The 22,755-nt window shown below is 73.0% G+C and carries 19 protein-coding genes, 1 tRNA gene and 3 pseudogenes; 10 read left to right on the top strand and 13 right to left on the bottom strand.

The genetic code is table 11. From position 1 onward, the window contains the following. Window positions 1-27: 27 nt before the first annotated feature. A pseudogene (locus AB0M27_RS23060) lies at window positions 28-1,498 on the bottom strand (MFS transporter). 234 nt (window positions 1,499-1,732) lie between these two features. Between AB0M27_RS23060 and mgrA the strand changes: the two are divergent. The 3 genes from mgrA (at window position 1,733) to AB0M27_RS23045 (ending at window position 3,811) form a co-directional block, all read left to right on the top strand. Then, window positions 1,733-2,776 (top strand): L-glyceraldehyde 3-phosphate reductase, encoded by a 1,044-nt coding sequence (gene mgrA / locus AB0M27_RS23055; protein WP_365723738.1) that lies wholly within the window; start codon window positions 1,733-1,735, stop codon window positions 2,774-2,776. A gap of 158 nt (window positions 2,777-2,934) precedes the next feature. Next, complete coding sequence (locus AB0M27_RS23050) at window positions 2,935-3,114, top strand: hypothetical protein (RefSeq protein WP_365723737.1); 180 nt, start codon at window positions 2,935-2,937, stop codon at window positions 3,112-3,114. A gap of 73 nt (window positions 3,115-3,187) precedes the next feature. Continuing rightward, window positions 3,188-3,811 (top strand): DedA family protein, encoded by a 624-nt coding sequence (locus AB0M27_RS23045; protein ID WP_365723736.1) that lies wholly within the window; start codon window positions 3,188-3,190, stop codon window positions 3,809-3,811. 86 nt (window positions 3,812-3,897) lie between these two features. Here AB0M27_RS23045 and AB0M27_RS23040 read toward each other — a convergent pair whose 3' ends face one another. The 5 genes and pseudogenes from AB0M27_RS23040 to AB0M27_RS23020 all read right to left on the bottom strand — a co-directional run bounded on the left by AB0M27_RS23040 (window position 3,898) and on the right by AB0M27_RS23020 (window position 7,277). Further along, the gene (locus AB0M27_RS23040; RefSeq protein WP_365723735.1) at window positions 3,898-4,104 is read right to left on the bottom strand and encodes a hypothetical protein; all 207 of its coding nucleotides are present in this window, start codon (window positions 4,102-4,104) and stop codon (window positions 3,898-3,900) included. Window positions 4,105-4,115: 11 nt separating this feature from the next. Further along, window positions 4,116-4,586 carry an ANTAR domain-containing protein gene (locus AB0M27_RS23035; RefSeq protein WP_365723760.1) on the bottom strand — a complete coding sequence of 157 codons (471 nt, stop codon included), beginning with the start codon at window positions 4,584-4,586 and terminating at the stop codon, window positions 4,116-4,118. 100 nt (window positions 4,587-4,686) lie between these two features. Beyond that, window positions 4,687-4,959: pseudogene (locus AB0M27_RS23030) on the bottom strand (STAS domain-containing protein); the annotation flags it as partial. 105 nt (window positions 4,960-5,064) lie between these two features. Continuing rightward, window positions 5,065-6,831, bottom strand: coding sequence for an MFS transporter (locus tag AB0M27_RS23025; protein WP_365723759.1), 1,767 nt, complete (start codon window positions 6,829-6,831; stop codon window positions 5,065-5,067). Window positions 6,832-6,854: 23 nt separating this feature from the next. After that, complete coding sequence (locus AB0M27_RS23020; RefSeq protein ID WP_365723734.1) at window positions 6,855-7,277, bottom strand: MarR family transcriptional regulator; 423 nt, start codon at window positions 7,275-7,277, stop codon at window positions 6,855-6,857. 157 nt (window positions 7,278-7,434) lie between these two features. On the opposite strand from AB0M27_RS23020, the gene AB0M27_RS23015 reads away from it, so the two are divergent. Next, complete coding sequence (locus AB0M27_RS23015) at window positions 7,435-7,608, top strand: CsbD family protein (protein WP_365723733.1); 174 nt, start codon at window positions 7,435-7,437, stop codon at window positions 7,606-7,608. 291 nt (window positions 7,609-7,899) lie between these two features. After that, entirely contained in the window at window positions 7,900-8,322 is a 423-nt protein-coding gene (locus AB0M27_RS23010; protein WP_365723732.1) for an ATP-binding protein, read from the top strand. Between the two features lie 81 nt (window positions 8,323-8,403). Here the strand turns inward: AB0M27_RS23010 and AB0M27_RS23005 are convergent, their stop codons facing one another. Then, window positions 8,404-8,589 carry a hypothetical protein gene (locus AB0M27_RS23005; RefSeq protein ID WP_365723731.1) on the bottom strand — a complete coding sequence of 62 codons (186 nt, stop codon included), beginning with the start codon at window positions 8,587-8,589 and terminating at the stop codon, window positions 8,404-8,406. Window positions 8,590-9,599: 1,010 nt separating this feature from the next. Here AB0M27_RS23005 and AB0M27_RS23000 point away from each other — a divergent pair. From AB0M27_RS23000 to fdh, 3 genes are all read left to right on the top strand, one after another. Then, window positions 9,600-10,616 carry a 4Fe-4S dicluster domain-containing protein gene (locus AB0M27_RS23000; RefSeq protein WP_365723758.1) on the top strand — a complete coding sequence of 339 codons (1,017 nt, stop codon included), beginning with the start codon at window positions 9,600-9,602 and terminating at the stop codon, window positions 10,614-10,616. Next, the gene (gene nrfD / locus AB0M27_RS22995) at window positions 10,613-11,626 is read left to right on the top strand and encodes an NrfD/PsrC family molybdoenzyme membrane anchor subunit (RefSeq protein WP_365723730.1); all 1,014 of its coding nucleotides are present in this window, start codon (window positions 10,613-10,615) and stop codon (window positions 11,624-11,626) included. The genes AB0M27_RS23000 and nrfD overlap by 4 nt, the downstream gene beginning before the upstream one ends. Window positions 11,627-11,951: 325 nt before the next feature. Further along, window positions 11,952-15,212, top strand: a complete 3,261-nt coding sequence (gene fdh, locus AB0M27_RS22990) for a formate dehydrogenase (protein ID WP_365723729.1) — start codon at window positions 11,952-11,954, stop codon at window positions 15,210-15,212. 35 nt (window positions 15,213-15,247) lie between these two features. Here the strand turns inward: fdh and selD are convergent, their stop codons facing one another. Continuing rightward, the gene (gene selD, locus AB0M27_RS22985) at window positions 15,248-16,267 is read right to left on the bottom strand and encodes a selenide, water dikinase SelD (protein WP_365723728.1); all 1,020 of its coding nucleotides are present in this window, start codon (window positions 16,265-16,267) and stop codon (window positions 15,248-15,250) included. Window positions 16,268-16,304: 37 nt separating this feature from the next. Here selD and AB0M27_RS22980 point away from each other — a divergent pair. Next, window positions 16,305-16,397, top strand: a tRNA-Sec gene (locus AB0M27_RS22980). Between the two features lie 35 nt (window positions 16,398-16,432). Here AB0M27_RS22980 and AB0M27_RS22975 read toward each other — a convergent pair. Beyond that, a pseudogene (locus AB0M27_RS22975) lies at window positions 16,433-18,175 on the bottom strand (SelB C-terminal domain-containing protein); the annotation flags it as partial. Continuing rightward, window positions 18,175-19,632 carry an L-seryl-tRNA(Sec) selenium transferase gene (selA, locus tag AB0M27_RS22970; RefSeq protein WP_365723727.1) on the bottom strand — a complete coding sequence of 486 codons (1,458 nt, stop codon included), beginning with the start codon at window positions 19,630-19,632 and terminating at the stop codon, window positions 18,175-18,177. The pseudogene AB0M27_RS22975 and the gene selA, both read right to left, overlap by 1 nt. Before the next feature lie 130 nt (window positions 19,633-19,762). Here selA and AB0M27_RS22965 point away from each other — a divergent pair, with 130 nt between their 5' ends. Further along, window positions 19,763-20,149 (top strand): hypothetical protein, encoded by a 387-nt coding sequence (locus AB0M27_RS22965; RefSeq protein WP_365723726.1) that lies wholly within the window; start codon window positions 19,763-19,765, stop codon window positions 20,147-20,149. Window positions 20,150-20,162: 13 nt separating this feature from the next. On the opposite strand, the gene AB0M27_RS22960 is transcribed toward AB0M27_RS22965, so the two are convergent. The 3 genes from AB0M27_RS22960 to AB0M27_RS22950 all read right to left on the bottom strand — a co-directional run bounded on the left by AB0M27_RS22960 (window position 20,163) and on the right by AB0M27_RS22950 (window position 22,601). Beyond that, entirely contained in the window at window positions 20,163-21,185 is a 1,023-nt protein-coding gene (locus AB0M27_RS22960) for an MASE1 domain-containing protein (RefSeq protein WP_365723725.1), read from the bottom strand. A 144-nt stretch (window positions 21,186-21,329) separates the two neighbouring features. After that, entirely contained in the window at window positions 21,330-22,160 is an 831-nt protein-coding gene (locus tag AB0M27_RS22955; protein WP_365723724.1) for a PP2C family protein-serine/threonine phosphatase, read from the bottom strand. Between the two features lie 120 nt (window positions 22,161-22,280). Further along, window positions 22,281-22,601, bottom strand: a complete 321-nt coding sequence (locus AB0M27_RS22950; protein ID WP_365723723.1) for a hypothetical protein — start codon at window positions 22,599-22,601, stop codon at window positions 22,281-22,283. Between the last annotated feature and the right edge of the window lie 154 nt (window positions 22,602-22,755).

Here is a 22,755-nt window from a genome sequence, read left to right as displayed (position 1 = left end):
ACGAGGGCTGGATCGGAAAGGCGCGCCTCAGGTGCGCCGCGCGCTGTCCCGCTGCTGCACGAAGGTGTACAACTCCCGGGACACGGCGATCAGTTCGCCCCGCTCCTCGCGCGAACCGACCATCGGCCGGGAACCCCTGAGCGGCACCTGGGCGGTCTCGGGCAGGAACTTCACCGTCAGCAGGCCGATGGCCCCGGCCAGCATCAGGTAGTAGGCCGGCATCAGGTCGTCGCCGGTGGCCGTGACCAGCGTGGCGGTCACCAACGGGGTGGTGCCGCCGAAGGCGGAGACGGCGAAGTTGAAGCCGATGCCCGTCGCCGCGTAACGGACGGCGGTCGGGAACAGGGCGGGCAGCGTGGCCGCGCTCGGTGCGGCGAAACACGCCAGCAGGGTCGCCAGCAGCAGCACACCGAGGATCGGCGGCCAGGTGCCGTGCGCCTTGATCAGCTGGAAGGCGGGAACGGCCAGCACGATCAACGCCGCGGCGGCCACGGCGTAGCCGGCCGCCGGCCGACGCGGTCGCTGAGCCGGCCGATGAAGGTGATCAGTACGACGATCCACAGCATGCCGACGAGCACCAGGAGGTCCGCGGAGCCGCTGGAGCGGTGCAGCGTCTCGGTCTGGTAGGTCGGCAGATAGCCGGTGACCATGTAGTTGGTGACGTTGTGCAGCAGCACCAGACCCACGCAGACGAGCAGTTCCGCCCAGTGGCTGCGGATGATGTCCTTGAAGTCGCTGCGCGCCGATTCCTGCGCCAGGGCCTTCTCGTGTTCGTCCAGCTGCTGCTGGAAGGCCGGGGACTCCTCCAGCTTGAGTCGCATGTAGAGGCCGATCACGCCGAGCGGTCCGGCGATCAGGAACGGGATGCGCCAGCCCCGGGACAGCATCTGGTCATCCGTCAGGGAGAGGTTGAGCACGGTGACCAGGACCGAGCCGAGGGCGTAGCCGACGAAGGTGCCGAAGTCGAGCCAGCTGGAGAGGAAACCGCGCCTGCGGTCCGGCGAGTACTCGGCCACGAAGGTGGTCGCGCCGCCGCACTCCCCGCCGGTGGCGAAGCCCTGGACCATGCGGGCCGGCAAAAGCAGCACGGGCGCGGCGATGCCGATCGCGCCGTACCCGGGAATGACACCGATGGCGAAGGTGCCGACCGCCATCATGATCAGGTGGTGGCAAGCACCTTCTGCCGGCCGATCCGGTCGCCCAGCGGTCCGAAGAACAGGCCGCCGAGCGGCCGGACCACGAAGGCGGCGGCGAAGGTCGCGAACGAGGAGATCACCTGCGCGGCCGGGGAGGCGCCGGGGAAGAACACCTTGCCGATGATGGCGGCGAGGTAGCTGTAGACACCGAAGTCGAACCACTCCACGCAGTTCCCGAGCGCGGAGGCGCCCACGGCGCGCCGGAGCAGCGGCCGCTCGACGACCTGCACGTCGTCCTTGCCGAACGCCCGTCGGTTACGGCGGAGCCGGCGGGTCAGCTCCTCGCGGACCTGACGGGGCAGCTGTACCACGGCCTGGGGCGTGCGCGGGCCGCCCCGGCCCAACCGGCACCGCTCACGAGCGCCTCCTCCGGTCGACCCACCGGTCACCGCCTGCCCCGATGACCGATTCAGAAACGGAACCGCTCAATCCCATCCGGTACGGCGGTTGGACTTGCGCGGCGCGCGGGCGCAGGGTGGACGGGCCCTTCCGCACACGGAGGGGCGACTCCTACGGCACCACTCGGAGAGAACCCGATGACCCACGTCGCGGACCCCACACGCTACGACGGCACCATGCACTACCGGCGCACCGGCCGCTCGGGGCTGGACCTGCCCGTCCTGTCCCTGGGCTACTGGCACAACTTCGGCGACGACCGCGCCTTCGAGACGCAGCGCGAGATCGCCCTGCGCGCCTTCGACCTCGGGATCACGCACCACGACCTGGCCAACAACTACGGCCCGCCGTACGGCGCGGCCGAGCTGAACTTCGGCCGCCTGCTGAAGCGCGACCTCGCGCCGTACCGGGACGAGCTGGTGATCTCCACCAAGGCCGGCTGGGACATGTGGCCCGGTCCCTACGGGCAGGGCGGCGGCTCCCGGAAGTACGTGCTGGCCTCGCTCGACCAGTCGCTGCGCCGGATGGGCGTGGACTACGTGGACATCTTCTACTCCCACCGGCTGGACGCGACCACGCCGCTGGAGGAGACGATGGGGGCGCTGGACACGGCCGTACGCCAGGGCAAGGCGCTGTACGTCGGCATCTCCTCCTACGACGCCGAGCGCACCCGGCAGGCGGCGGCGATCCTGCGGGAGCTGGGCACTCCGCTGCTGATCCACCAGCCGTCGTACAGCATGCTCAACCGCTGGATCGAGACGGACGGTCTGCTGGACGCGGCCGAGGAGGAGGGATTTGGAGTCATCGGCTTCACGGCCCTCGCCCAGGGCCTGCTGACCGGCCGGTACCTGGACGGCGTGCCGCAGGACTCGCGGGCGGCCCGTGGTACGTCCTTCGACGCCTCCTGGCTGACGGACGACATGCTGCGGCGACTGCGCGCCCTGAACGACATCGCGGCGCGGCGCGGTCAGACGCTGGCGCAGATGGCGCTGGCGTGGGCGCTGCGCGACGAGCGGGTGACGTCCCTCGTCATCGGGGCCTCCCGCACCGAGCAGCTGGAGCAGAACGTCGCCGCGCTGGAGAACCTCCGGTTCGACGCGGAGGAGCTGGCCGAGATCGACAAGTACGCGACCGACGGCGGTGTGGACCTGTGGCGCGAGGCGCGGCTGGGGCAGCTGGGGTGATGGAGGCCGGGCGGTGCCGGCGGAAAGCGGAATTCGGTGACAATCGTCACAGACATTCGGAATAAAGCAGACATAATGGATGTCATACAGACAGCGTTGTCAGGGCGGACGACGGCGCCCTCGTGTTCTCCCATGACTTCCAAGGAGCCGCTCCCCCTATGGCACACGGAGCCCACCGCAGCCCCCTTCTGTCTCCCCGCCCCGACCTGAGCCTCGCCCGCGACTGCGAGGTGTGCCTCGGCTGGGGCACCGTCGTCACCCGCGACGGGGACCACGAACTGTGCCATATGTGCCAGGGCGTGTCCGACGACGACGGCTCCGTCCGCTCCCACTCGTAGTTCCCGCACCCCTGCCCCCCACCCGGGCCCGTCCGGAACCGGCGCGCTGATCGCCGCGACGTACCGTGGAGACATGGCCGCCCCTCCGCTTCCGGGTCCACTCGCGCATCTGGCGCCGCTGCTCGGCCACTACGGCTACTGGGCCGTGGGGGCCCTGGTCCTGGTGGAGGACTTCGGAGTGCCCGCACCCGGCGAGACGATCCTGCTCGCGGCGGGGGTGTACGCCGGCGCGGGGCGGCTGAACGTCGTGGCCGTGGCGGTCATCGCGTTCGCCGCGGCCGTCGTCGGGGACAACATCGGCTATGGGGTCGGCCGGCTCGGCGGGCGGACCTTCGTGCACCGGTGGGGGCGGTACGTCTTCCTGACGCCGAAGCGGTTCCAGGCGGCCGAGGAGTTCTTCGGCCGGCACGGCGGCAAGATCGTGACCGTGGCCCGGTTCATCGAGGGCCTGCGCCAGGCCAACGGCATCATCGCCGGCACCACGGGCATGCGCTGGCGCCGTTTCCTCGCCTTCAACGCGCTGGGCGCGGCCCTGTGGGTCGGTCTGTGGACGACCCTGGCCTACCTCGTGGGCAGCCACATCACGGCCGTCTACGACGAGATCGCGCGGTACCAGCTCTACGTCCTCGTCGCCGCCGGCGTGCTGATCGCCGCCCTCGTCGTACGGCACCTCGTACGGCGGCGCCGCGAGGCCTGACCCGCCCCGCTCAGCCGCCCCCGGAGCCCTGGGCGTGCAGGTACCTCCAGCGCGCCTTGCACCACGGTGCGCCGGTACCAGGACCGTCATGCGGCCAGGTCATGGGCCAAGCCGTCCAGGTCGGCCTCCTGACCGGGGTGCGGCCATGCCCCGGGTTCGACGCGGTGCAGCGTGATCACTCCGTTGCAGTCGCCGCCGCCCGTCGTCATCGGCACGCTGTGCAGCGCGCGGCTGCCCACCGCCAGCGCCGCGCGGCCCACCGGGTGACCGGCCAGATCGGGATCCGCGGCCACGTCCGCCACGATCACCGGGCGGCCCTAGGCCAGTTCCCGCGCGCACACCGCGGGCGCGCCACCAGCGCGAGGCAGTCGCGGTAGGCGGCGTCCAGTGCGTGGTGGGCCTCCAGCGCGAGCGCCTCGTCCTGCACCTTGTCGGTCAGATGGATCTCGGCCGCGTCGGCGCCCCCCAGCGTCACCACCGCGTACAGGGCCGCCCTCAGCACCTGCCGCCGGTTCCGGGGGTCGACCGGGCCGGCCTGCGGCAGTCCCAGGGCGGGCGGCGGGGTGCGCCGGCGTCCGGGGAACCACAGCTCTTCCGTCAGCGGCGCGGGCGCGGTCACCACGGCCGAGGCCACCACTCGCAGCGGCACGTTGTACTGCTGGGAGGCCGCGCGCAGCAGGGCGAAGGCGTCGGCCGGTGCGGTCAGGGAGTAACGGGCGATCAGGATGCCCTGGGCGATGCCGATGATCCCGCTCGTGCGGGCCTTGGCCCGCAGGCTGGACCTCGCCGCGGGTGTCCTCGGCCTGGTACGGCTCGGTCTGCGGGGTCCGGCTCGCGCGCACCCTGCTCATGGTGGCGAGGGCCCCCTCCAGACTCGGGTACAGGCGGATGCCCGGCAGGGGTGTCGTCGTGAGCACGCGGCGGACCTGAGGGGTGGCTCCGGTGACCAGGACGGGTCCGGCGGCGCGGTGCCGGGTGTGGACGTCGAGGGTGTGCACCGCCGTGCTGCTCACGTGACGCACACCAGACAAGTCCAGGACAAGCCGCGGGCCCCGTTCGTCGGCCCGCCTCAGCCTCAGGTCCAGCTCACGGCCGAACACTCCGGCACCGTGGGCGTCGAGAGTCCCCGACAGTCGCAGCACCACCACCTGCTCGGTCACCGGCTGCACGGTGACGGTGGCTTCTCCTGTCACAGGGCCTCACCTGGGGAGCTTCGACGTGTCCGGGCCTCCGGTCGCCGCCCACTCCGACGTTCAGGGCGAGGTGCGCGTGGGCCGGGCCTTCGCCGCGTGGCCGTCCCCCGCCTGCCGGGTGTCGTCGTCGGCGCGCTCGTGGCCGCCGCGCAGGGCGGAGGCGAGCGCGGAGACCAGGGCCATGCCCGCGGCCACACCGAAGACGATGGTCAGGCCGTGGTGGAAGGGCCCGGAGACCAACTCCGGGAAGAAAGTGTGGCCGGTCAGGTCGGCCCGCTGGGCGGCGGTCAGATGGTCCAAGGTGCCGCTGTCGCCGAGCAGGTGGCCGATGGGGTTGTTGCCGAGGAACGTGGCGAACAGGGTGCTGACGGGCGGCAGTGAGGCCACCTCGTGCGCGGTCGAGGCGGGCACGCCGTGCGCCTGGAGTCCGCTGCCGAGCGTCTTCGGCAGGGTGCTCGCGAGGCCGGAGACCATCAGCGAGAAGAAGACGCCGATGGACAGGGCCGTGCCGGAGTTCTGGAAGGTGGAGCGCATCCCGGACGCCACACCCCGGTAACGGGCCGGCACGCTGCCCATGACGGAGGAGGTGTTGGGCGAGGAGAACATGCCCTGGCCGAGGCCGTTGAGCAGCAGCAGCGTCGCGAAGACGCCGTAGTCGAAGTTCACGGGGAGGGCCAGCAGGCCGAGGAAGGACCCGGCGACGACGATCAGTCCGGCGGTGGAGAAGAGGCGGGCGCCGAAGCGGTCGGACAGATAGCCGGAGAGCGGCCCGGCGACCAGGAAGCCGAGGGTGAGCGGCAGCATGAAGATGCCGGCCCACAGCGGGGTGTCCGCGAAGTCGTAGCCGCGCAGCGGCAGCCAGATGCCCTGCAGCCAGATGATCAGCATGAACTGCAGTCCGCCGCGGGCGATCGCGGTGAGCAGGGCGGCCAGGTTGCCGGCGGCGAACGCCCGCACCCGGAACAGCGACAGCTGGAACATGGGCTCCGCGACCCGCGTCTCGACGAGGCAGAACACCAGCAGCAGGAACACGCCGCCGATCAGGCCCGCGAGCACCCAGGGGCTGGTCCAGCCGGTGGGGTGGCCGCCGTAGGGCTGGATGCCGTAGGTGATGCCGGCGAGCAGGATGCCCGCGCCCGAGGCGAAGGTGAGGTTGCCGAGCCAGTCGATCTTGCCCCGGCCGCCGGCCGAGGTCTCGCGCAGGCTCAGGTACGACCAGACGGTGCCGGTGACGCTGACCGGGACGCTCACCCAGAACACCGCCCGCCAGTCGACCGCGGCCAGCAGGCCGCCGGCGAGCAGCCCGAGGAACTGCCCGGCGAGCGCGGTGATCTGGTTGATGCCGAGGGCCGTGCCGCGCTGCCGGGCCGGGAAGGCGTCGGTGAGGATGGCGGCCGAGTTGGCGGTGAGCATGGAGCCGCCGAAGGCCTGCACGATCCGCCACAGGATCAGCCACAGCGCGCCCGCACCGGCCCGGAACGGGTCGAGGGACAGGGCGAAGGAAGCGCACGCGAAGACCAGAAAGCCCAGGTTGTAGATGCGGACCCGGCCGAACATGTCGCCGAGCCGGCCGAGCACGACCACCAGGACGGCCGAGACCAGCAGATAGCCGAGGATCATCCACAGCAGGTAGCCGATGTTGCCGACCGCGAGCGGGTCCAGGCCGATCCCGCGGAAGATCGCCGGCAGCGAGATGATCACGATGGAGGCGTCCATCGTGGCGATCAGCACACCGAGGGTGGTGTTGGAGAGCGCGACCCACTTGTAGCCGGGGCCGGGGGGCGTGTCCCTGAGGCGGGCCGAGCGGGCGAGGAGGCTGCCGCGTATGCCCGCGGCGGGCGCATGGCCGGTCACAGCCGTTCCGCCAGCCGGTCGAGCAGGGGCAGCACCTCGTACAGGGCCTGCCGTTCCTGCGGGGTGAACTCGTCCAGGGCGTGGACGAGGCGGCTCACGGACTCCGAGCGGCGCTGCTCCAGCATCGTCCGTCCCTCCTCGGTGATCGAGACGATGGCCCGGCGGCCGTCGGCCGTGTCGGGGGTACGGCTCACCAGTCCGCGTTGTTCGAGCCCGGCGAGGGTGCTGGCCATCGCCTGCGGCCGGACGCGTTCCAGTTCGGCGAGCGAGCCGGGCGAGTCCGGGCCGGTACGGGCCAGCCGGGCCAGCACCGAGACGCCGGACAGCGTCACGTCGCCGACCGCGTGCGCCTGGCGCAGTCGGCGGACGATCCGGCCCATGGCCAGCCGCAGTGCGGCGGCGAGTGCAACCGTGTCCATGATTACTAACGATAGGTTTATCAGTCTGGACTGTTCAACCAAGAGTAAGTAATCGGGCTTCGGCAGGAGGGTGTTCCGCAATTTCCTGTTTGGGTGGCGGCTCAAGGGCAATCCGACTGTGGAACGGACCTCGCACAACGTTGGGATGTGACACCCGATGGCAGGCAGCCAGAAGGCCAAGGCCAAGAAGGAGCAGGCCAAGGGGAGGACCAAGGAGGCCATGGGCCGCGCCGCCGGCAACGAGCGGATGGAGGCCGAGGGCCGTATGGAAGGCGCGCGCGGCGACGCCCGGCAGGCCAAGGAGAAGGCCAAGGACACCTTCAAGCACTGAGCCGCGTGCAAGCACCGAGCCGCGCCACATCGGCGGCTCCCCCGACTCGGAACGGGTCCGGGATATCCGGCGGGCGCTGGTTTCCCGGACCCGTTCCTCCGTGCGCACACCCGATCCGCGTCCTCCGGCCAGGGGGCTCGCGGGCAACCGGAGGATTCGCGGCGTACGTCCCCTTGACCGACGGTTCAGCGGGTATCCGCGCAGGGACGGGACGATCCCGTCTGCACAGGAAGGGCTCCCGGCGCCGCACGAAAAGGGTATCGACGTATGGACATCCCGCTCGGGACGCACATGAGGACGCAGGCTCGGCCCGCGCTCCTGCGCCACAGCCGTACCTGGGACGACGCCGTGGCCGGCATCGGTGAGGCCAGAGACGCCGTGGCCGCCCTGCTCGCGGGGGTGCGCCCCGCACCCGCGCGGCGCTCGGTGCAGGACGCCCGGCTCGTCGCCAGCGAACTCGTCACCAACGTGGCCAAGCACGCCCCCGGCCCGTGCACCCTGAGCCTGGAAGTGCTGCCCGACGCCGGAGCCCTGTGCATCACGGTGTCGGACACCTCCACCGACCCGCCCCTGCCGCGCCCTCCCGATCCCCGCCGGGTCGGCGGCCACGGGCTGCATCTCGTCGCGATGCTCTCCCGCGCCCTCGAGGTGACCTGGCTGCCCCACGGCAAACGGGTCACCGCCACCGTGCCGCTCACCGGCGAGGAGACGTGAGCGCCCTGGCGGGTCACGCCACGGGCGAGGAGTGCGCCTACCGCGACGACGCGACCGAACCGGTCGACTTCGCGCGTGCCGTCACCGGCGCCTGACGGACCCCGCGTCCCGGGCCCAGTCCGGCGGGATCTCCCCGTCCACCACGAACTCCACGACTACCGGGCCGGGCTGGGAGAGCACGTCCGCCCACACCGAGGCGACATGCCGGGGCCGGTCGCAGCGGACGGCCGGCAGACCCGCGAGCCGGGCCAACTCGGCGTACGGCATGGCGGGGACCTCGGGCGCCGGCCTGGAAGGCGCCGTCACCGACGGGGGCGAAGACCAGCCGGTCCGGGGCGGCCAGCCGGGCGCCCACGCAGTAGGGCACGGCGAGGTGCCCGGCCAGCAGCGAGCGCATGCCGATGTGGAGCCGGAGATGGCGGGTCCACCAGTCCAGCGAGGTCCCCGAGTCGGTGACGACGACGGCACGGTCGGGCGGCCGCGCGGACAGCTCGGCGACGACCGCACGCGGATTGACGGACGTGCCGAATTGACTTGCGGGCCAGTGTCCGCGGCACCGGGTAGCCCTGCGCCGGTGGCGGCAAGCGAGCCCGGCCGCCGTTTCGGCCGCGCGGAGCCGGGGCACCCGTGCCACGCTCGAGGGAGAGCACCGAGAGTGAGGGACTCAGCACGGGCGGAAGGCGAGCACGCGGTGGCGGTGTCCGAGGAGCGGCGTCCGGCCCGGGGCGAGGGGCGCGGTGAGCGCCTGGCGTCCGACCCGCACCGCGCTGGGTGCGGCGGCCGTATCGGCGTACGGGGTGCTGCTGACGGCGGGTGGACAGGACGTGCTGGCCTACAAGTTCGGCCTGCCGGTGGAACTGCTCACCCGCTCCTTCCGCACGGCGCTGTTCGTGCCGCCGTTCCTGACTTGCCACGCCACCGAACGGGCCTGCCTCGGCCTGCAGGCCGCCGACCGGCGGCGGCTGCGGGACGGCGAGACGACGGCGGAGGTGCGCCGCACGGCGGGCGGCGGCTACGAGGAGGCGCACACCCTGCTGTCACGCGAGGAGGCCTACCGCATCCTCGTGCGCGACGCGCCGCGGCCGCGTGCGGAGGGCACGGAGGCCTGGCGCTGGTTCCACCGGCACCGGCTCCGCAACGCCCTGAGCCGTTGGTACTTCGGCAAGAGCGTGGAGATGCCGGCCACCGCCTGGCAGCGGCGCCGACTGGCGTTCGTGCGGGCGGCGCCGGGCGAGGTGGCCGAGGGGGCGAGCAGTCATGAGCGAGGAGGTACGGCGATGAGGGACGGCGACGAGATCCGCGGACATCTGTGGTACGGACCGCAGCCGGACGTGGCCGGGGACTCCGGATACCCGGACGCCCCACCGAGGATGGGCTTCTTCACCGACACCTCGGTGTGCATCGGCTGCAAGGCCTGCGAGGTGGCGTGCAAGGAGTGGAACGCCATCCCGGAGGACGGTCTGGTCCTGACCGGCATGTCCTACGACAACACCCAGAACCTGGGCGCCGACACCTGGCGGCATGTGGCCTTCATCGAGCAGCGCAAGCCGTTCGGCGGGCAGGATCCGGGGGTCGCGCACGAGGACGTCGACGTGTTCGCCGCCGCGGCCCGCCTCGGCACCGATGCCTCCTCCCCCGGCCCGGACGCCACCGCTCCCCCGCCCGGGCAGGCCCCCGAGCCCGCGCCCGCCGGGCAGATCTCCCCCCTGTCCCCGGACGGCCGCACCGAGCTGCGCTGGCTGATGTCCTCCGACGTGTGCAAGCACTGCACGCACGCCGCCTGTCTGGACGTGTGCCCCACCGGCTCACTGTTCCGCACCGAGTTCGGCACGGTCGTCGTCCAGGAGGACATCTGCAACGGCTGCGGGTACTGCGTGCCCGCCTGCCCCTACGGCGTCATCGACCAGCGCAAGGACGACGGCCGGGTCTGGAAGTGCACGCTGTGCTACGACCGGCTCGGCGTCGGGATGGAGCCCGCCTGCGCCAAGTCCTGCCCCACGGACTCCATCCAGTTCGGCCCGCTCGAGGAACTGCGGGAGCGGGCGCAGACGCGGGTGGCGCAGCTGCACGCGGCCGGCGTGACCGACGCACGGCTGTACGGCGAGAGCCCGGACGACGGGGTCGGCGGCGATGGCGCGTTCTTCCTGCTGCTGGACGAGCCGGAGGTCTACGGCCTCCCGCCCGACCCGGTGGTCACCACCCGGGACCTGCCCGACATGTGGCGGCATGCGGCGCTGGCCGCCGGCACGCTGGTGGCCCTGGCCCTGGGGAGCTTCGTAAGGAGGCCTCGATGAGCGAGTCGGACGTCGATCGGGACGGCGTACAGGGCGTACGGCCCGGCAGGGAGGCGCCCACGGGCGCGGGCGGGAGGCGCCGCCGGCGTCGGCGCGGACGGGGGGAGCAGCCGCTGGTTCCCGACGCCGCGTTCTCGTCGTACTACGGCAGACCCGTGCTGAAGAAGCCGACATGGAAGCCCCTGGACATCGCCGGATACCTGTATCTCGGGGGTCTGGCCGGGGCCTCCTCGCTGCTCGCGGCCGGCGGCCAGGTCACCGGGCGGCCGGGGCTCGCGGCTCCCGCGAAACTCGGGGCTGCCGGGGCCATCTCGCTCTCGCTGGCCGCGCTCGTCCATGATCTGGGCAGGCCGGCCCGGTTCCTGAACATGCTGCGCGTCCTGAAGCCCACGTCCCCCATGAGCGTGGGCTCGTGGCTGCTGGCGGGGTACGCGCCGCTGACGCTGACCGCCGCGGCGACCCAGGTGGCGGGCCGGTACCGGCTGCTGGGCTCGGCCGCCACAGCGGCCTCCGCCGTCCTCGGCCCGGCCGTGGCCACGTACACGGCGGTGCTGCTCTCGGACACGGCGGTGCCGTCCTGGCACGAGGGCTACCGCGAGTTGCCGTTCGTCTTCGCGGGCTCCGCCGCCACCACGGCCTCCGGCCTGGCCCTGGCCGCGGCCCCGACCGCGCAGGCCGGGCCGGCCCGCCGGCTGGCCGTGCTCGGGGCCGCCCTGGAGCTGGGCGCGTTCCAGGCGATGAAGGGGCGCATGGGCCTGACCGCGGAGCCCTTCGAACAGGGCAGGCCACTCCTGCTGCTGCGTGCGGCGGAGGCGCTGACGGCGGGCGGCGCGGCCCTCGCCCTCTTCAGCGGGCGGGACCGGCGACTGGCCCTGGCGGCCGGAGCCGCACTGCTCACCGGATCGGCGGCCCTGCGCTTCGGCGTGTTCCACGCCGGGGTGGCCTCCGCCGAGAACCCGAAGTACACGGTCGTCCCCCAGCGGGAGCGGCTGGAGCGGCGCGCGCGCTGACGACCGCGGCGTCCCGCTCCTGCCCCGGCCCGTCGCGGCCCTCAGAACCTGGGGCGCGCGGACCGGACCCGGACGAGTTCGGCCGCCTCCTCCTCCGTCTCGGTCGGGACCGCAGCCCTTCGGACCTGGCGGACACCCGGCACGGTCCGTGCGCCGACACACCGCAGCGGCGGAGTCCCCTGGAGCGCCCCCCCTCACACCCGCCGGGCCCGTTTGACCCCGCAGGGCCGGGGTACTCCGCCGCCCACCGGCGCGAGAGATGCCGTGGCCGCGCACATGCGGGAAGATCGAGGGACCGACGAGGCACCGAGCGGGAGGAGTGGCTGTGGGCGTACGCACCTGGATCGACTCCTGGCCGGTCTACCGCCAGCTGACGGGCACCGATCCGCTGGGCCGGGGCGCCGCGGCGAAGAGCGGGCACAGCGAGCGGCTGCAGCCCCGGGTGGCCACGGCCGACCGGGTGGTGAAGTCCGTCTGCCCGTACTGCGCGGTGGGCTGCGGCCAGAACGTGTACGTCCGGGACGAGAAGGTCACCCAGATCGAGGGCGACCCCGACTCCCCCATCTCGCGTGGCCGGCTGTGCCCCAAGGGCGCGGCGAGCCTGCAGCTGACCACGGGGGACGCCCGCGAGCACCAGGTCCTCTACCGCCGCCCGCACGGCACCGAGTGGGAGCGGCTGGACCTCGGCACCGCGATGGACATGATCGCCGACCGGGTGATCGAGGCGCGCCGGGCGGGCTGGCAGTGGGAGGTCGACGAGACCCGCACCCGCCGCACCCTCGGCATCGCGAGCCTCGGCGGGGCCACGCTCGACAACGAAGAGAACTACCTGATCAAGAAGTTGTTCACGGCACTCGGGGCGATCCAGATCGAGAACCAGGCGCGCGTTTGACACTCCTCCACCGTTCCCAGTCTGGGAACCTCGTTCGGACGCGGCGGCGCGACCACCTTCCAGCAGGACCTGCAGAACGCGGACTGCATCGTCATCGAGGGCTCGAACATGGCCGAGTGCCATCCGGTCGGGTTCCAGTGGGTGATGGAGGCCAAGGCGCGGGGCGCCAAGCTGATCCACGTCGACCCGCGGTTCACCCGCACCAGCGCACTGGCCGATGTGCACGTGCCGCTGCGCGCGGGCACCGACATCGCCTTCCTCGGCGGCATCATCAACTACGTGCTGGAGCACGAGAAGTACTTCCGCGACTACATCGTGGCCTACAGCAACGCCCCGGTGATCGTCCGGGAGGACTTCGGCGACACCGAGGACCTGGCGGGTGTCTTCTCCGGCCTGGACGCCGCGAACCGCTTCTACGACAACGGCAGTTGGCAGTACGAGGGCACCGAGGTGCAGGCGGCCTCCGGGGAGCGCGACCAGGAGTACGAGGAGCGCACCAGCGGCGGCAGTTCGGTGACCGAGGCGGCACGCGGCGAGGCGCACGGTGCCGGCGGCGCGGTGATCCCCGAGGGGGAGCCCGAGCGCGACGAGACGCTGGCCCATCCGCGCTGTGTCTTCCAGGTGCTCAAGCGGCACTACGCCCGCTACACGCCGGAGATGGTCGAGCAGGTCTGCGGGGTGCCGCAGGATCTGTTCCGGCAGGTGTGCGAGCTGGTCACGGAGAACTCCGGCCGGGACCGGACGACGGCGTTCGCGTACGCGGTCGGCTGGACCCAGCACACGGTCGGCGTGCAGTACATCCGGGCGGCCTGTGTGCTGCAGACCCTGCTCGGCAACATCGGCCGGCCGGGCGGCGGCATCCTGGCCCTGCGCGGGCACGCCTCCATCCAGGGCTCCACGGACATCCCGACCCTGTTCAACCTGCTGCCGGGCTACATCCCGATGCCGCACGCCCACCAGAACCAGGACCTGGACGCCTTCGTGGAGGCGGAGGCGGCCCACAAGGGTTACTGGGGCAACATGCGCTCGTACCTGGTGAGTCTGCTCAAGGCCTACTGGGGTGACGCGGCGAGGGCCGACAACGACTTCTGCTTCGACTACCTGCCCCGGCTGACCGGCAGCCACTCGGCGTACGAGACGGCCATGGCCCAGCTGGAGGGCACCTGCAAGGGCTACTTCCTGTACGGCGAGAACCCGGCGGTGGGCAACGCCAACTCCAAGGTGATGCGGCTCGGCATGGCCAACCTGGACTGGCTGGTCGTCCGGGACTTCTCGCTCATCGAGTCGGCGACCTGGTGGAAGGACGGCCCCGAGATCGAGACCGGTGAGCTGCGCACCGAGGACATCCGCACCGAGGTGTTCTTCCTGCCGGCCGCCGCGCACACCGAGAAGGACGGCAGCTTCACCAACACCCAGCGGCTGCTGCAGTGGCACCATCAGGCGGTCGAGCCGCCCGGTGAGGCGCGCAGCGACCTGTGGTTCACCTACCACCTGGGGCGGATCATCCGCGAGAAGCTCGCCGGCTCCACCGAGGAGATGGACCGGCCGGTGCTCGACCTGGCCTGGGACTGTCCGACGAAGGGCCGGCTCGCCGAGCCGGACGCTGAGGCCGTCCTCGCCGAGATCAACGGCCGCGACGCGGCGGGGAATCCGCTCTCTTCCTACGAGGAGCTGAAGCCGGACGGCTCAACGTCGTGCGGCTGCTGGATCTACTGCGGTGTCCGCGCCGACGGCGTCAACCAGGCCGCCCGCCGCAAGCCGGGCCGGGAGCAGGACTGGGTGGCCGCCGAGTGGGCCTGGGCCTGGCCCGCCAACCGGCGGATCCTCTACAACCGCGCCTCCGCCGACCCGCAGGGCAGGCCCTGGAGCGAGCGGAAGGCGCTGGTGTGGTGGGACCCGGAGAAGGGCGAGTGGTCCGGTCACGACGTACCGGACTTCAAGAAGGACAAGTCGCCCGATCACGAGCCGCCCGAGGACGCGACCGGCCCGGAAGCGCTGACCGGCAGGGACCCCTTCATCATGCAGGCCGACGGCAAGGCATGGCTGTACGTGCCGTCCGGGCTCACCGACGGCCCCCTGCCGGCCCACTACGAGCCGCAGGACTCGCCGTTCGCGAACCTTCTCTACGACCAACAGCGCAACCCGGTACGGCAGTTGATGCCCACGATCCCCGACAACCGCTACCAGCCGAGCGGTGACGAGCCCGGCGCCGAGGTGTTCCCGTTCGTGGCCACCACCTACCGGCTCACCGAGCATCACACGGCGGGCGGCATGTCCCGCTGGCAGCCGTATCTGGCCGAGCTGCAACCGGAGTTCTTCTGCGAGGTCTCCCCGGAGCTCGCGGCGGAACGGGGGCTGGAACACACGGGGTGGGCGACGATCGTCAGCGCTCGCGCGGTGATCGAGGCGCGGGTGCTGGTGACGGACCGGATGGCGCCGCTGACGGTGCACGGCCGCAGGATGCACCAGGTGGGGCTGCCGTACCACTGGGGTCCCAACGGCTACAGCACCGGGGACGCGGCCAACGAGCTGCTGCATCTGTCCCTGGACCCGAACACGCACATCCAGGAGTCGAAGGCGTTCGCCGTGGACATCCGCCCGGGCCGCCGGCCCCGGGGTCCGGCGTCGGTGGAGCTGGTGCGGGCCTACCGGGCCCGGGCGGGCATCGACGAGCACACGGGTACCGAGCCCTGAGACGTACCCGAGCACGATCGAGCGGGACCCGAGTTCTAGCTGAGCACGATCGAGTGGGATCCGCGCGGCACCAGCTGCCCCACCACCGGCGCCCCGGGCACCTCGCCCGCGACGAGCAGCCCGCCGGAGGTCTGTGCGTCGGCCAGCAGCAGCCGGGTGTCGGCGTCGCTGTCCCCGAAGTCGGTGTGCGGGGCGACCCATTCGAGGTTGCGCCGGGTGCCGCCGCTGACGTACCCGTCCCGGACGGCCTCCCGGGCCCCGTCCAGACAGGGGACGGCGGCGGTGTCGACCACGGCGGTCACGCCGGAGGCCCGTGCCAGCTTGTGCAGATGGCCGAGGAATCCGAACCCGGTCACGTCGGTGGCACAGGTGGCCCCGGCCGCGAGGGCGGCCTCGGCGGCGTCCCGGTTGAGCGCCGTCATCGTGGCGACGGCCTCCTCGAACCGCTCGCCGGTGACCTTGTGCCGGTTGTTCAGCACGCCCACGCCCAGCGGCTTGGTCAGCGACAGCGGCAGCCCGGGCCGGCCGGCGTCGTTGCGCAGCAGCCGCTCGGGGTCGGCGAAGCCGGTGACGGCCATGCCGTACTTCGGTTCCGGGTCGTCGACGCTGTGCCCGCCGCCGACATGGCAGCCGGCCTCGGTGGCGATGTCCAGGCCGCCCCGCAGCACCTCACGCGCCAGGTCGAAGGGGAGCCGGTCGCGCGGCCAGGCCAGCAGGTTCACCGCGAGCACCGGCCGGCCGCCCATCGCGTACACGTCGGACAGCGCGTTGGCGGCGGCGATGCGTCCCCAGTCGTAGGGGTCGTCCACGACCGGGGTGAAGAAGTCGGCCGTACAGACGACGGCGGTGCCCCGGTGGGTGACCACGGCGGCGTCGTCGCCGGTGGAGAGCCCGACGAGCAGCGGCGTGTCGCCCCCGGCGAGCCGGGGCGCGGTGAGCCCGGCGACCACCTCCTCCAGCTCTCCGGGCGGGATCTTGCAGGCGCAGCCGCCGCCGTGCGCGTACTGGGTGAGCCGGACGGGCGCCGGGTGGATCGGTGGGGATGTCGATGTCATGGCGGCGGTCTCCTGGGGCAGTAGCCTGACGAGCGGTGGAGGCGTGTGGGTGCCTGGTGGCCCTCCCGGTCTTCAAAACCGAGGGGCCCGAGGATCTCGGGCCGGCGGGTTCGATTCCCGTCCGCCTCCGTTCACCGCGTCCGTGTGGCAGCGCCGGCGCTGGTCGTCGACGCGCTCGGTGTGGCCCCGGGCGTCCAGGAACTCCAGTAGGGGTACGGCGACCCGCCGGGTGGTGTCCAGCGCGCGCCGGGCCTCGCTCAGCGTGAACGGCTGGGGCAGGGTGCGCAGTACGGCGGCGGCCTCGGCGTCGGCACCGGGCAGCAGTACGACCCCGTCGGCGATCCGCAGCAGCGCACCGGCCGTGACGGCGGCGGCCAACGCCTTGTGGTCCAGGCCGAGTTCGGCGAGCCGGCCGGCTTGGGGGGCGCGGAACGGCGTACGGGTGAGGTCCTCGCGCACGGCGTCCACGGCGGCGCGGACGGGCGGGGGCAGGCCGGGGCGGTGGTCGCCGGTGCGATACAGCCGCCCTTGCCTGCTTCGGAGTCGGGGCGTGGCGTCGGCCAGGGCGTCGACGAGAGCCCGGTCCGGGAGGGCGAGCAGCCGGCGGGCCGCCTCGGCGGGCAGGCCCGGCTCCAGCGGGTGTTCCCTCGCATACCGGTCGACTTCGCCGGCCAGCCGGTCCTTGAGGGCGGTCCAGTACGTGTCGTCCGCCAGCCAGTCCCCCGCGACGGGTTCGGCGGGGGCCGGGATGCCCATCGCGAGCAGGTCGGCGCGCCGGATCAGTCGCCGGCGGCGCAGTTCGGCGGCGCCGTCGGGGCGGCCGGTCAGAGTGGCGAGTTCGGCGGCGCGGGCCCTCCCGGCACCGCGCCGGGTCAGCCGGGGCGGCCGTACGTCGAGGACGGTGGCGGCGCAGGGCATGCGGCTGCCGCCCGGCTCGCGCAGCACCGCGCGGTCGCCGACGCGCAGCGGCAGGCCCCGGGCGAGGGTGAGCCGGGCGGTGTCCTCGCCGAGCGGACGGACGGTCACCGGCACGGCGGCGGTGCCGAAGTGCAGGGTGACCGAGCGGGGCAGGTCCTGGGCCGGCGCGCCGGTGAGCCGTACGTCGAGCACCTCGCTGCTCAGCCAGCGGTCCGGGGTCAGCAGCACCTGTCCGCGGCGCAGTCCGTCGGCGCCCCGGCCGTGCACGTTGACCGCCACGCGGGTCACCCCGCCGACCGCCGTCCGCTCCTCGTGCAGGCTCTGCAGCCCACGCACCCGGAGGACCGCCGAGCCGTCCCCGGTGACGAGCCGGTCGCCGACGCGCAGGGTGCCCGCGCCGAGCGTGCCGGTCACCACGGTGCCGTGGCCGCGCACGGTGAAGGCACGGTCGAGCCACAGCCGTACGTCGGCGTCCGGGTCGGGGTCGGTCAACTCACCTGCCAGTCGCGCCAGTTGACCGCGCAGCTCGTCCAGTCCCGCACCGGTGACCGCGCTCACCGCGACTGCGGGGACCTTGCCGAGACAGGTCCGGGCCAGCCGTTCCACGGCGTCGACGCGTACGGCTTCGGGGTCGGCGAGGTCGCTGCGGGTCACGGCGAGGACGGCGTGCCGGACGCCGAGCGCGTCGAGGACGGCCAGGTGCTCCTCGGACTGGGGCTGCCAGCCCTGGTCGGCGGCGACCACGAACAGCACGGCGGGCACCGGTCCCACTCCGGCCAGCATGGTCGGCACGAAGCGTTCGTGTCCGGGCACGTCGACGAAGGCGAGGTGGTCCCCGTCCGGCCCGAGCCGCGTCCACACGAAACCCAGGTCGAGGGTGAGTCCCCTTCGACGCTCCTCCTCGTAGCGGTCGGGCTCCATGCCGGTGAGGGCCCGCACCAGCGCGGACTTTCCGTGGTCGACATGGCCCGCGGTGGCGAGCACCCGCATCACGTGCGCCTCTCCTCGGCCGGCCGGGCGGACCGCACGGCATCGGCCAGCCGTGCGTCGTCCTGCTCGGGCACCGCGCGCAGATCCAGCAGGCAGCGGCCCGCCTCCAGCCGTCCGACGACGGGGACCGGGCCGGTGCGCAGCGCGGCGGCGTACGGCTCGGGCAGGGAGAGCGCCGCGCTGGGCAGGGTGACTCCGGGGGCGCCTCCGCCGCCGACGGTGGCGGCGGAGGCGACGGCCCGTACGTCGATGCCGTCGGCGGCGAGCGTGCCGGTGAGCCGGTCGGCGCGGGCACGCAGGCCGGCCGGGTCGGCGGTGAGGGCGAGGGCGGTCGGCGTGGGCGGGCCGGTGAGGGTGGCCTCCAGGGCGGCCAGGGTCAGCTTGTCGACGCGCAGGGCGCGGGCCAGCGGGTGCCGGGCGAGGGCGCGGACCAGGTCCTTCTCGCCCAGCAGCAGTCCGCACTGGGGGCCGCCGAGGAGCTTGTCCCCGCTCGCGGTGACGAGAGCGGCGCCCGCGCGCAGTTCGGTGTCGGCGTCGGGTTCCTCGGGCAGCGCCGGATGCGGGGCGAGCAGTCCGGAGCCGATGTCGACGACGACCGGGACGCCGAGACCGGTGAGTTCCGCGGTCTCGGCGGACCGGGTGAAGCCGGTGATGCGGAAGTTGGACGGATGCACCTTGAGCACGAACCCGGTGTCCGGGCCGAGCGCGGCGGCGTAGTCGGCCGCGGCCGTGCGGTTGGTCGTGCCGACCTCGCGGAGCCGGGCGCCGGTCGAGACGAGCAGGTCGGGCAGCCGGAAGCCGTCGCCGATCTCCACCATCTCGCCCCGGCTGACGACGATCTCCCTGCCGGCCGCGAGGGCGGTGGCGGCGAGTACGAGGGCGGCGGCGCCGTTGTTGACGACGTGCGCGGCCCCGGCGGACGGCACGCGGGCGTGCAGGGCGGCGAGGGCGGAACGGCCGCGGCGGGCCCGTACCCCGGTCGCCAGGTCCAGTTCGACGTCCGTGGGCCCGGCTGCCTCCTGGACGGCCTGCCGGGCGGCGGCCGACAGCGGGGCCCGGCCGAGGTTGGTGTGCAGCAGCACCCCGGTGGCGTTGATCACCGGGCGCAGTCCGCTCGCGGTAGCGGGCAGCAGGGCAACGGCCGCCTGCGGCACCCGCTCGGGCGGGATGCCGCCCTCCCGGGCCCGTTCCTGCGCCGCGCGTACGGCGGCCTTCACCACCCCGGCACCGAGCCGGTCCACCGCCGCCGACAGCCGGGGGTCGCGCAGCAGGTCGTCGGTGCGCGGGATGCGGCGGCGGGCGTCGGTGTCCTCGGGGAGCCGTACGGTGTCGTCCGGTGGCCGTACCGGGTGGTCCTGTGGTCGTGCGGCCGTGTCGTCGCGCCGTTCCGCGCGGGTGGAACCGGTCCCGGCCGGTGCGGTGCGCCGGTCCGTCGCGCTCGCCGTCCGCTGCTCCATGCCGCCCCTGTCCCTCCGGTCCGGCCCGGGCCCGTCCGGGCTCCGCCCATCGTCCCCCAGTGCCCCGGACCGGCCGTTCGACACGCCGGGAGGTGTTGGCCCCGGCCACCGCCCGGATACTCGGCGCCGCATGAAGGACAAGGACCCCATGCACGACAGGGACCGTACGCACGGCAAGGACCGCGGCCGACAGGACGGGAGCGCGACGGCCGCCGAGCAGGCCGCACGCCGGCAGCGCGAGGGGGAGCGCGAGCGTGCCTCCGCCCAGCCGTTCGAGTACCCGTACCCGGAGCGCCGGGCCGGGGTCAGGGCCCGGCGCCATGTGAGCGAGGCCGAGGCCGTCGCGGACATGCCACCGGGCATCCCGGGCGGCCACGGCACGACCGGCGGAGGTCAGCCCGGCGCCACCGGCGCCGCACACCCGCCGACCCCCACTCCGCGGGACGTCAGATCACGCAAGAGCGCTGCGGAGCCGGGCAGCGACGACGAGGGGCCGGTGAACCGGTCCGGCCGGTGACACGGCACCGGCATCACGGGGGTGCGGTCGGCCCGGGCCGGTCGTCCGCGCCCTCGGTGTCCGGCTGTGCCCGGGGGGGTGGGGCCTCACCCGCGGTGAGGTGTTCCAGGACCTCGACCAGTTCCTGGCAGGCCCTCTCCACCGAGCTCCGGGTGTTGCGCTGCTCGACGATCAGGGCGGACAGCAGCAGCGCGGTCAGGGCCATCGCGCCGTTGAACGCCTGGAGCTTCGCCATGATCTCGATCTGGCTCAGCCCCGCGAATGCCCCAGCACGGTGCGTTGCCGCCACCGTGGCCAGCACGGACATCAGCAGGGCGCACAGCACGCTGCCCACGAGCTGGAAACGCAGGGCGGCCCAGATGATGAGCGGGTAGACCAGGTAGAGCACGCTGATCGAGCTGTAGACGGCCACGGGCACGACGACGAAGGTGACGACGACCAGCGCGGTCGCCTCCTTCCAGCGGCCCAGGCGCGGCGGCCACCGCGCGCCGTGCAGCATCAGCAGCAGCGGGGTGACGAGCAGCACGCCCATGGCGTCGCCCACCCACCAGGCCAGCCAGACGGGCCAGAAGGTGTCTCCGTTCAGCTTGTCCATGAGGACCAGGAGTCCGGCGCCGATGGTCGCGCTGATCAGCATGGCGGTCAGCGCGCCCAGGAACACCAAGGCGACGCCATCCCGCAGCCGGCCGAGATCGGTGTGGAAGCGGGCCCGGCGCAGCAGCAGCACCGCGCAGACCGGTGCGCCGGTCTGGCCCGCGAGGGTGCCGAGCACCTCGATGCGGGGCGTGGTCAGGGACATCACGGCGAACAAGGCGCCGATCGTGATGCCGGGCCAGCAGCCGAGGCCGAGGATGAGCAGGGCGGCGACGGCGACGCCGGTCGGCGGCCAGATGGGGGTGACGACGGCGCCCTCGACGGATAGCTCGCGCATGAGCCCGAGCCGGGCCGCGGCGTAGTAGCAGGCCGCGACGGCCAGTAGCTGGACGGCGTAGACGCCCGGCCGGCGCAGATCGTCGATACCCACCACAGCAGCCATCTCACACCGACGGCCCCGGGTCGGCGAGGCGAGAGCCGGTGCGGTCCGGCCCTATGGCTGAATCACCGCACGGTTGCGCGTGGCCGGCCGGCGGCCGGATCCACGTCCCGTACCCGTCGCACCCACCATCGCCGACCGCGCCGGTCAGGGGTGGTGTCCGGGGCCGTCCAGGCCCACGACGAGGACGGCCGCGTCGTCCTCGTGGCCGACGCTCTCGGCGCCCTTGATCGCGGCGGCGGCCAGGGCGTGGGCCTCCAGGCCGGCGACGGCGGCGATGCCGGCGAGGCGGACCACCTTGTCGAGGCCGTCCTCGATGTTCAGTGAGGGGCCCTCCACCACGCCATCGGTGAGCAGCACGAACACGCCGCCCGTGGTGAGCCGGTGCCTGCTCACCGGGAACTCCACGCCCTTGTCGATGCCGAGCGGCGGCCCGCCCTCGTCGTCGACGACGCCGGACTTGCCGTCCGCCGTGGCCCACACGAACGGGATGTGGCCGGCCCGTGCGCTCTCCAGCACTCCGCTGGCCGGGTCGAGGCGCATGAAGGTGCAGGTGGCGAACAGGTCGGTGCCCAGCGCCAGCAGCAGGTCGTTGGTGCGGGCGAGGAGTTCGCCCGGCTCGCCGGTCACGGAGGCGAGGGCGCGGAGCCCGGCCCGCACCTGGCCCATGAACGCGGCGGCCTCGATGTTGTGCCCCTGGACGTCGCCGATGGCCAGCCCGATCCGCCCGTCGGGCAGGGCGAACGCGTCGTACCAGTCGCCGCCCACGTTCAGACCGAGGTTGGCCGGTGTGTAGCGGACGGCGAGGTGCAGGCCCGGTGCGGTGGGCAGGTCACGGGGCAGCATGCCGCGCTGCAGGGCGATGGCCAGCTCGACCTGGGTGCGCTGCTGCTCCGCGCGCTCTCGTGCCTGGGCGGTGAGCGAGCCGAGTCTGGCCAGCAGCTCATCGCCGTCGTCCGTGGAGCGCTTGCGGGGCATCGATCACTTCCGGCGGGGCGGTGGCCGTCGAGGACCAGTCGCCTGGATTTTTGGCAAACGTCTAGATTTTACCTATACCGGATGATCTCGCCCCGCGAGCGGTCGGGGTACGGCTCCCGGTCAGCGCACCTCGGAGTCGATCCCGGTGATCACGGCGGGCCCCAGCGCAGCGCTCCGCTCGTCCAGTCCCGCGTCCTGGAGGGCGGAGCCGGCGAGCCTGCGGGCCTTCTGTTCGGCGTGCGGGCCGGTGTCCGCCTCGACGGTCAGCCGGAGGGTGAAGGTGTTGTCCTCGTTGACACGGAGCACGTCCAGGCCCTCCGCGCATCCCATCCGGGTGCCGTGCGGATCGGCGGGCCTGAGGGCCCTGGCCAGGCGGGTCCGGGTGTCCGTCCCGATGTCCGCGGTGAAGGTGCCGGGAACGCTGATCACGTAGGTCGTCATGACGGTCCTTTCCTCGGGCGTCCCCCCGCCTACCCCGATTCAGGGCACTTCGCACAACGCCGTCCGTCGCCCGTACGGCGTACGGGCCCGTGTCGGGGGCCGAGGCAGCGCCGGGCCGAAGTGGGAGATTACGGCTGCGTCCTCGGTCCGCTTC

Source organism: Streptomyces sp. NPDC052107 (assembly GCF_040680215.1).
In the GTDB taxonomy this organism is placed as follows: Bacteria; Actinomycetota; Actinomycetes; order Streptomycetales; family Streptomycetaceae; genus Streptomyces.
This window is presented reverse-complemented; position numbering and strand designations above follow the sequence as displayed.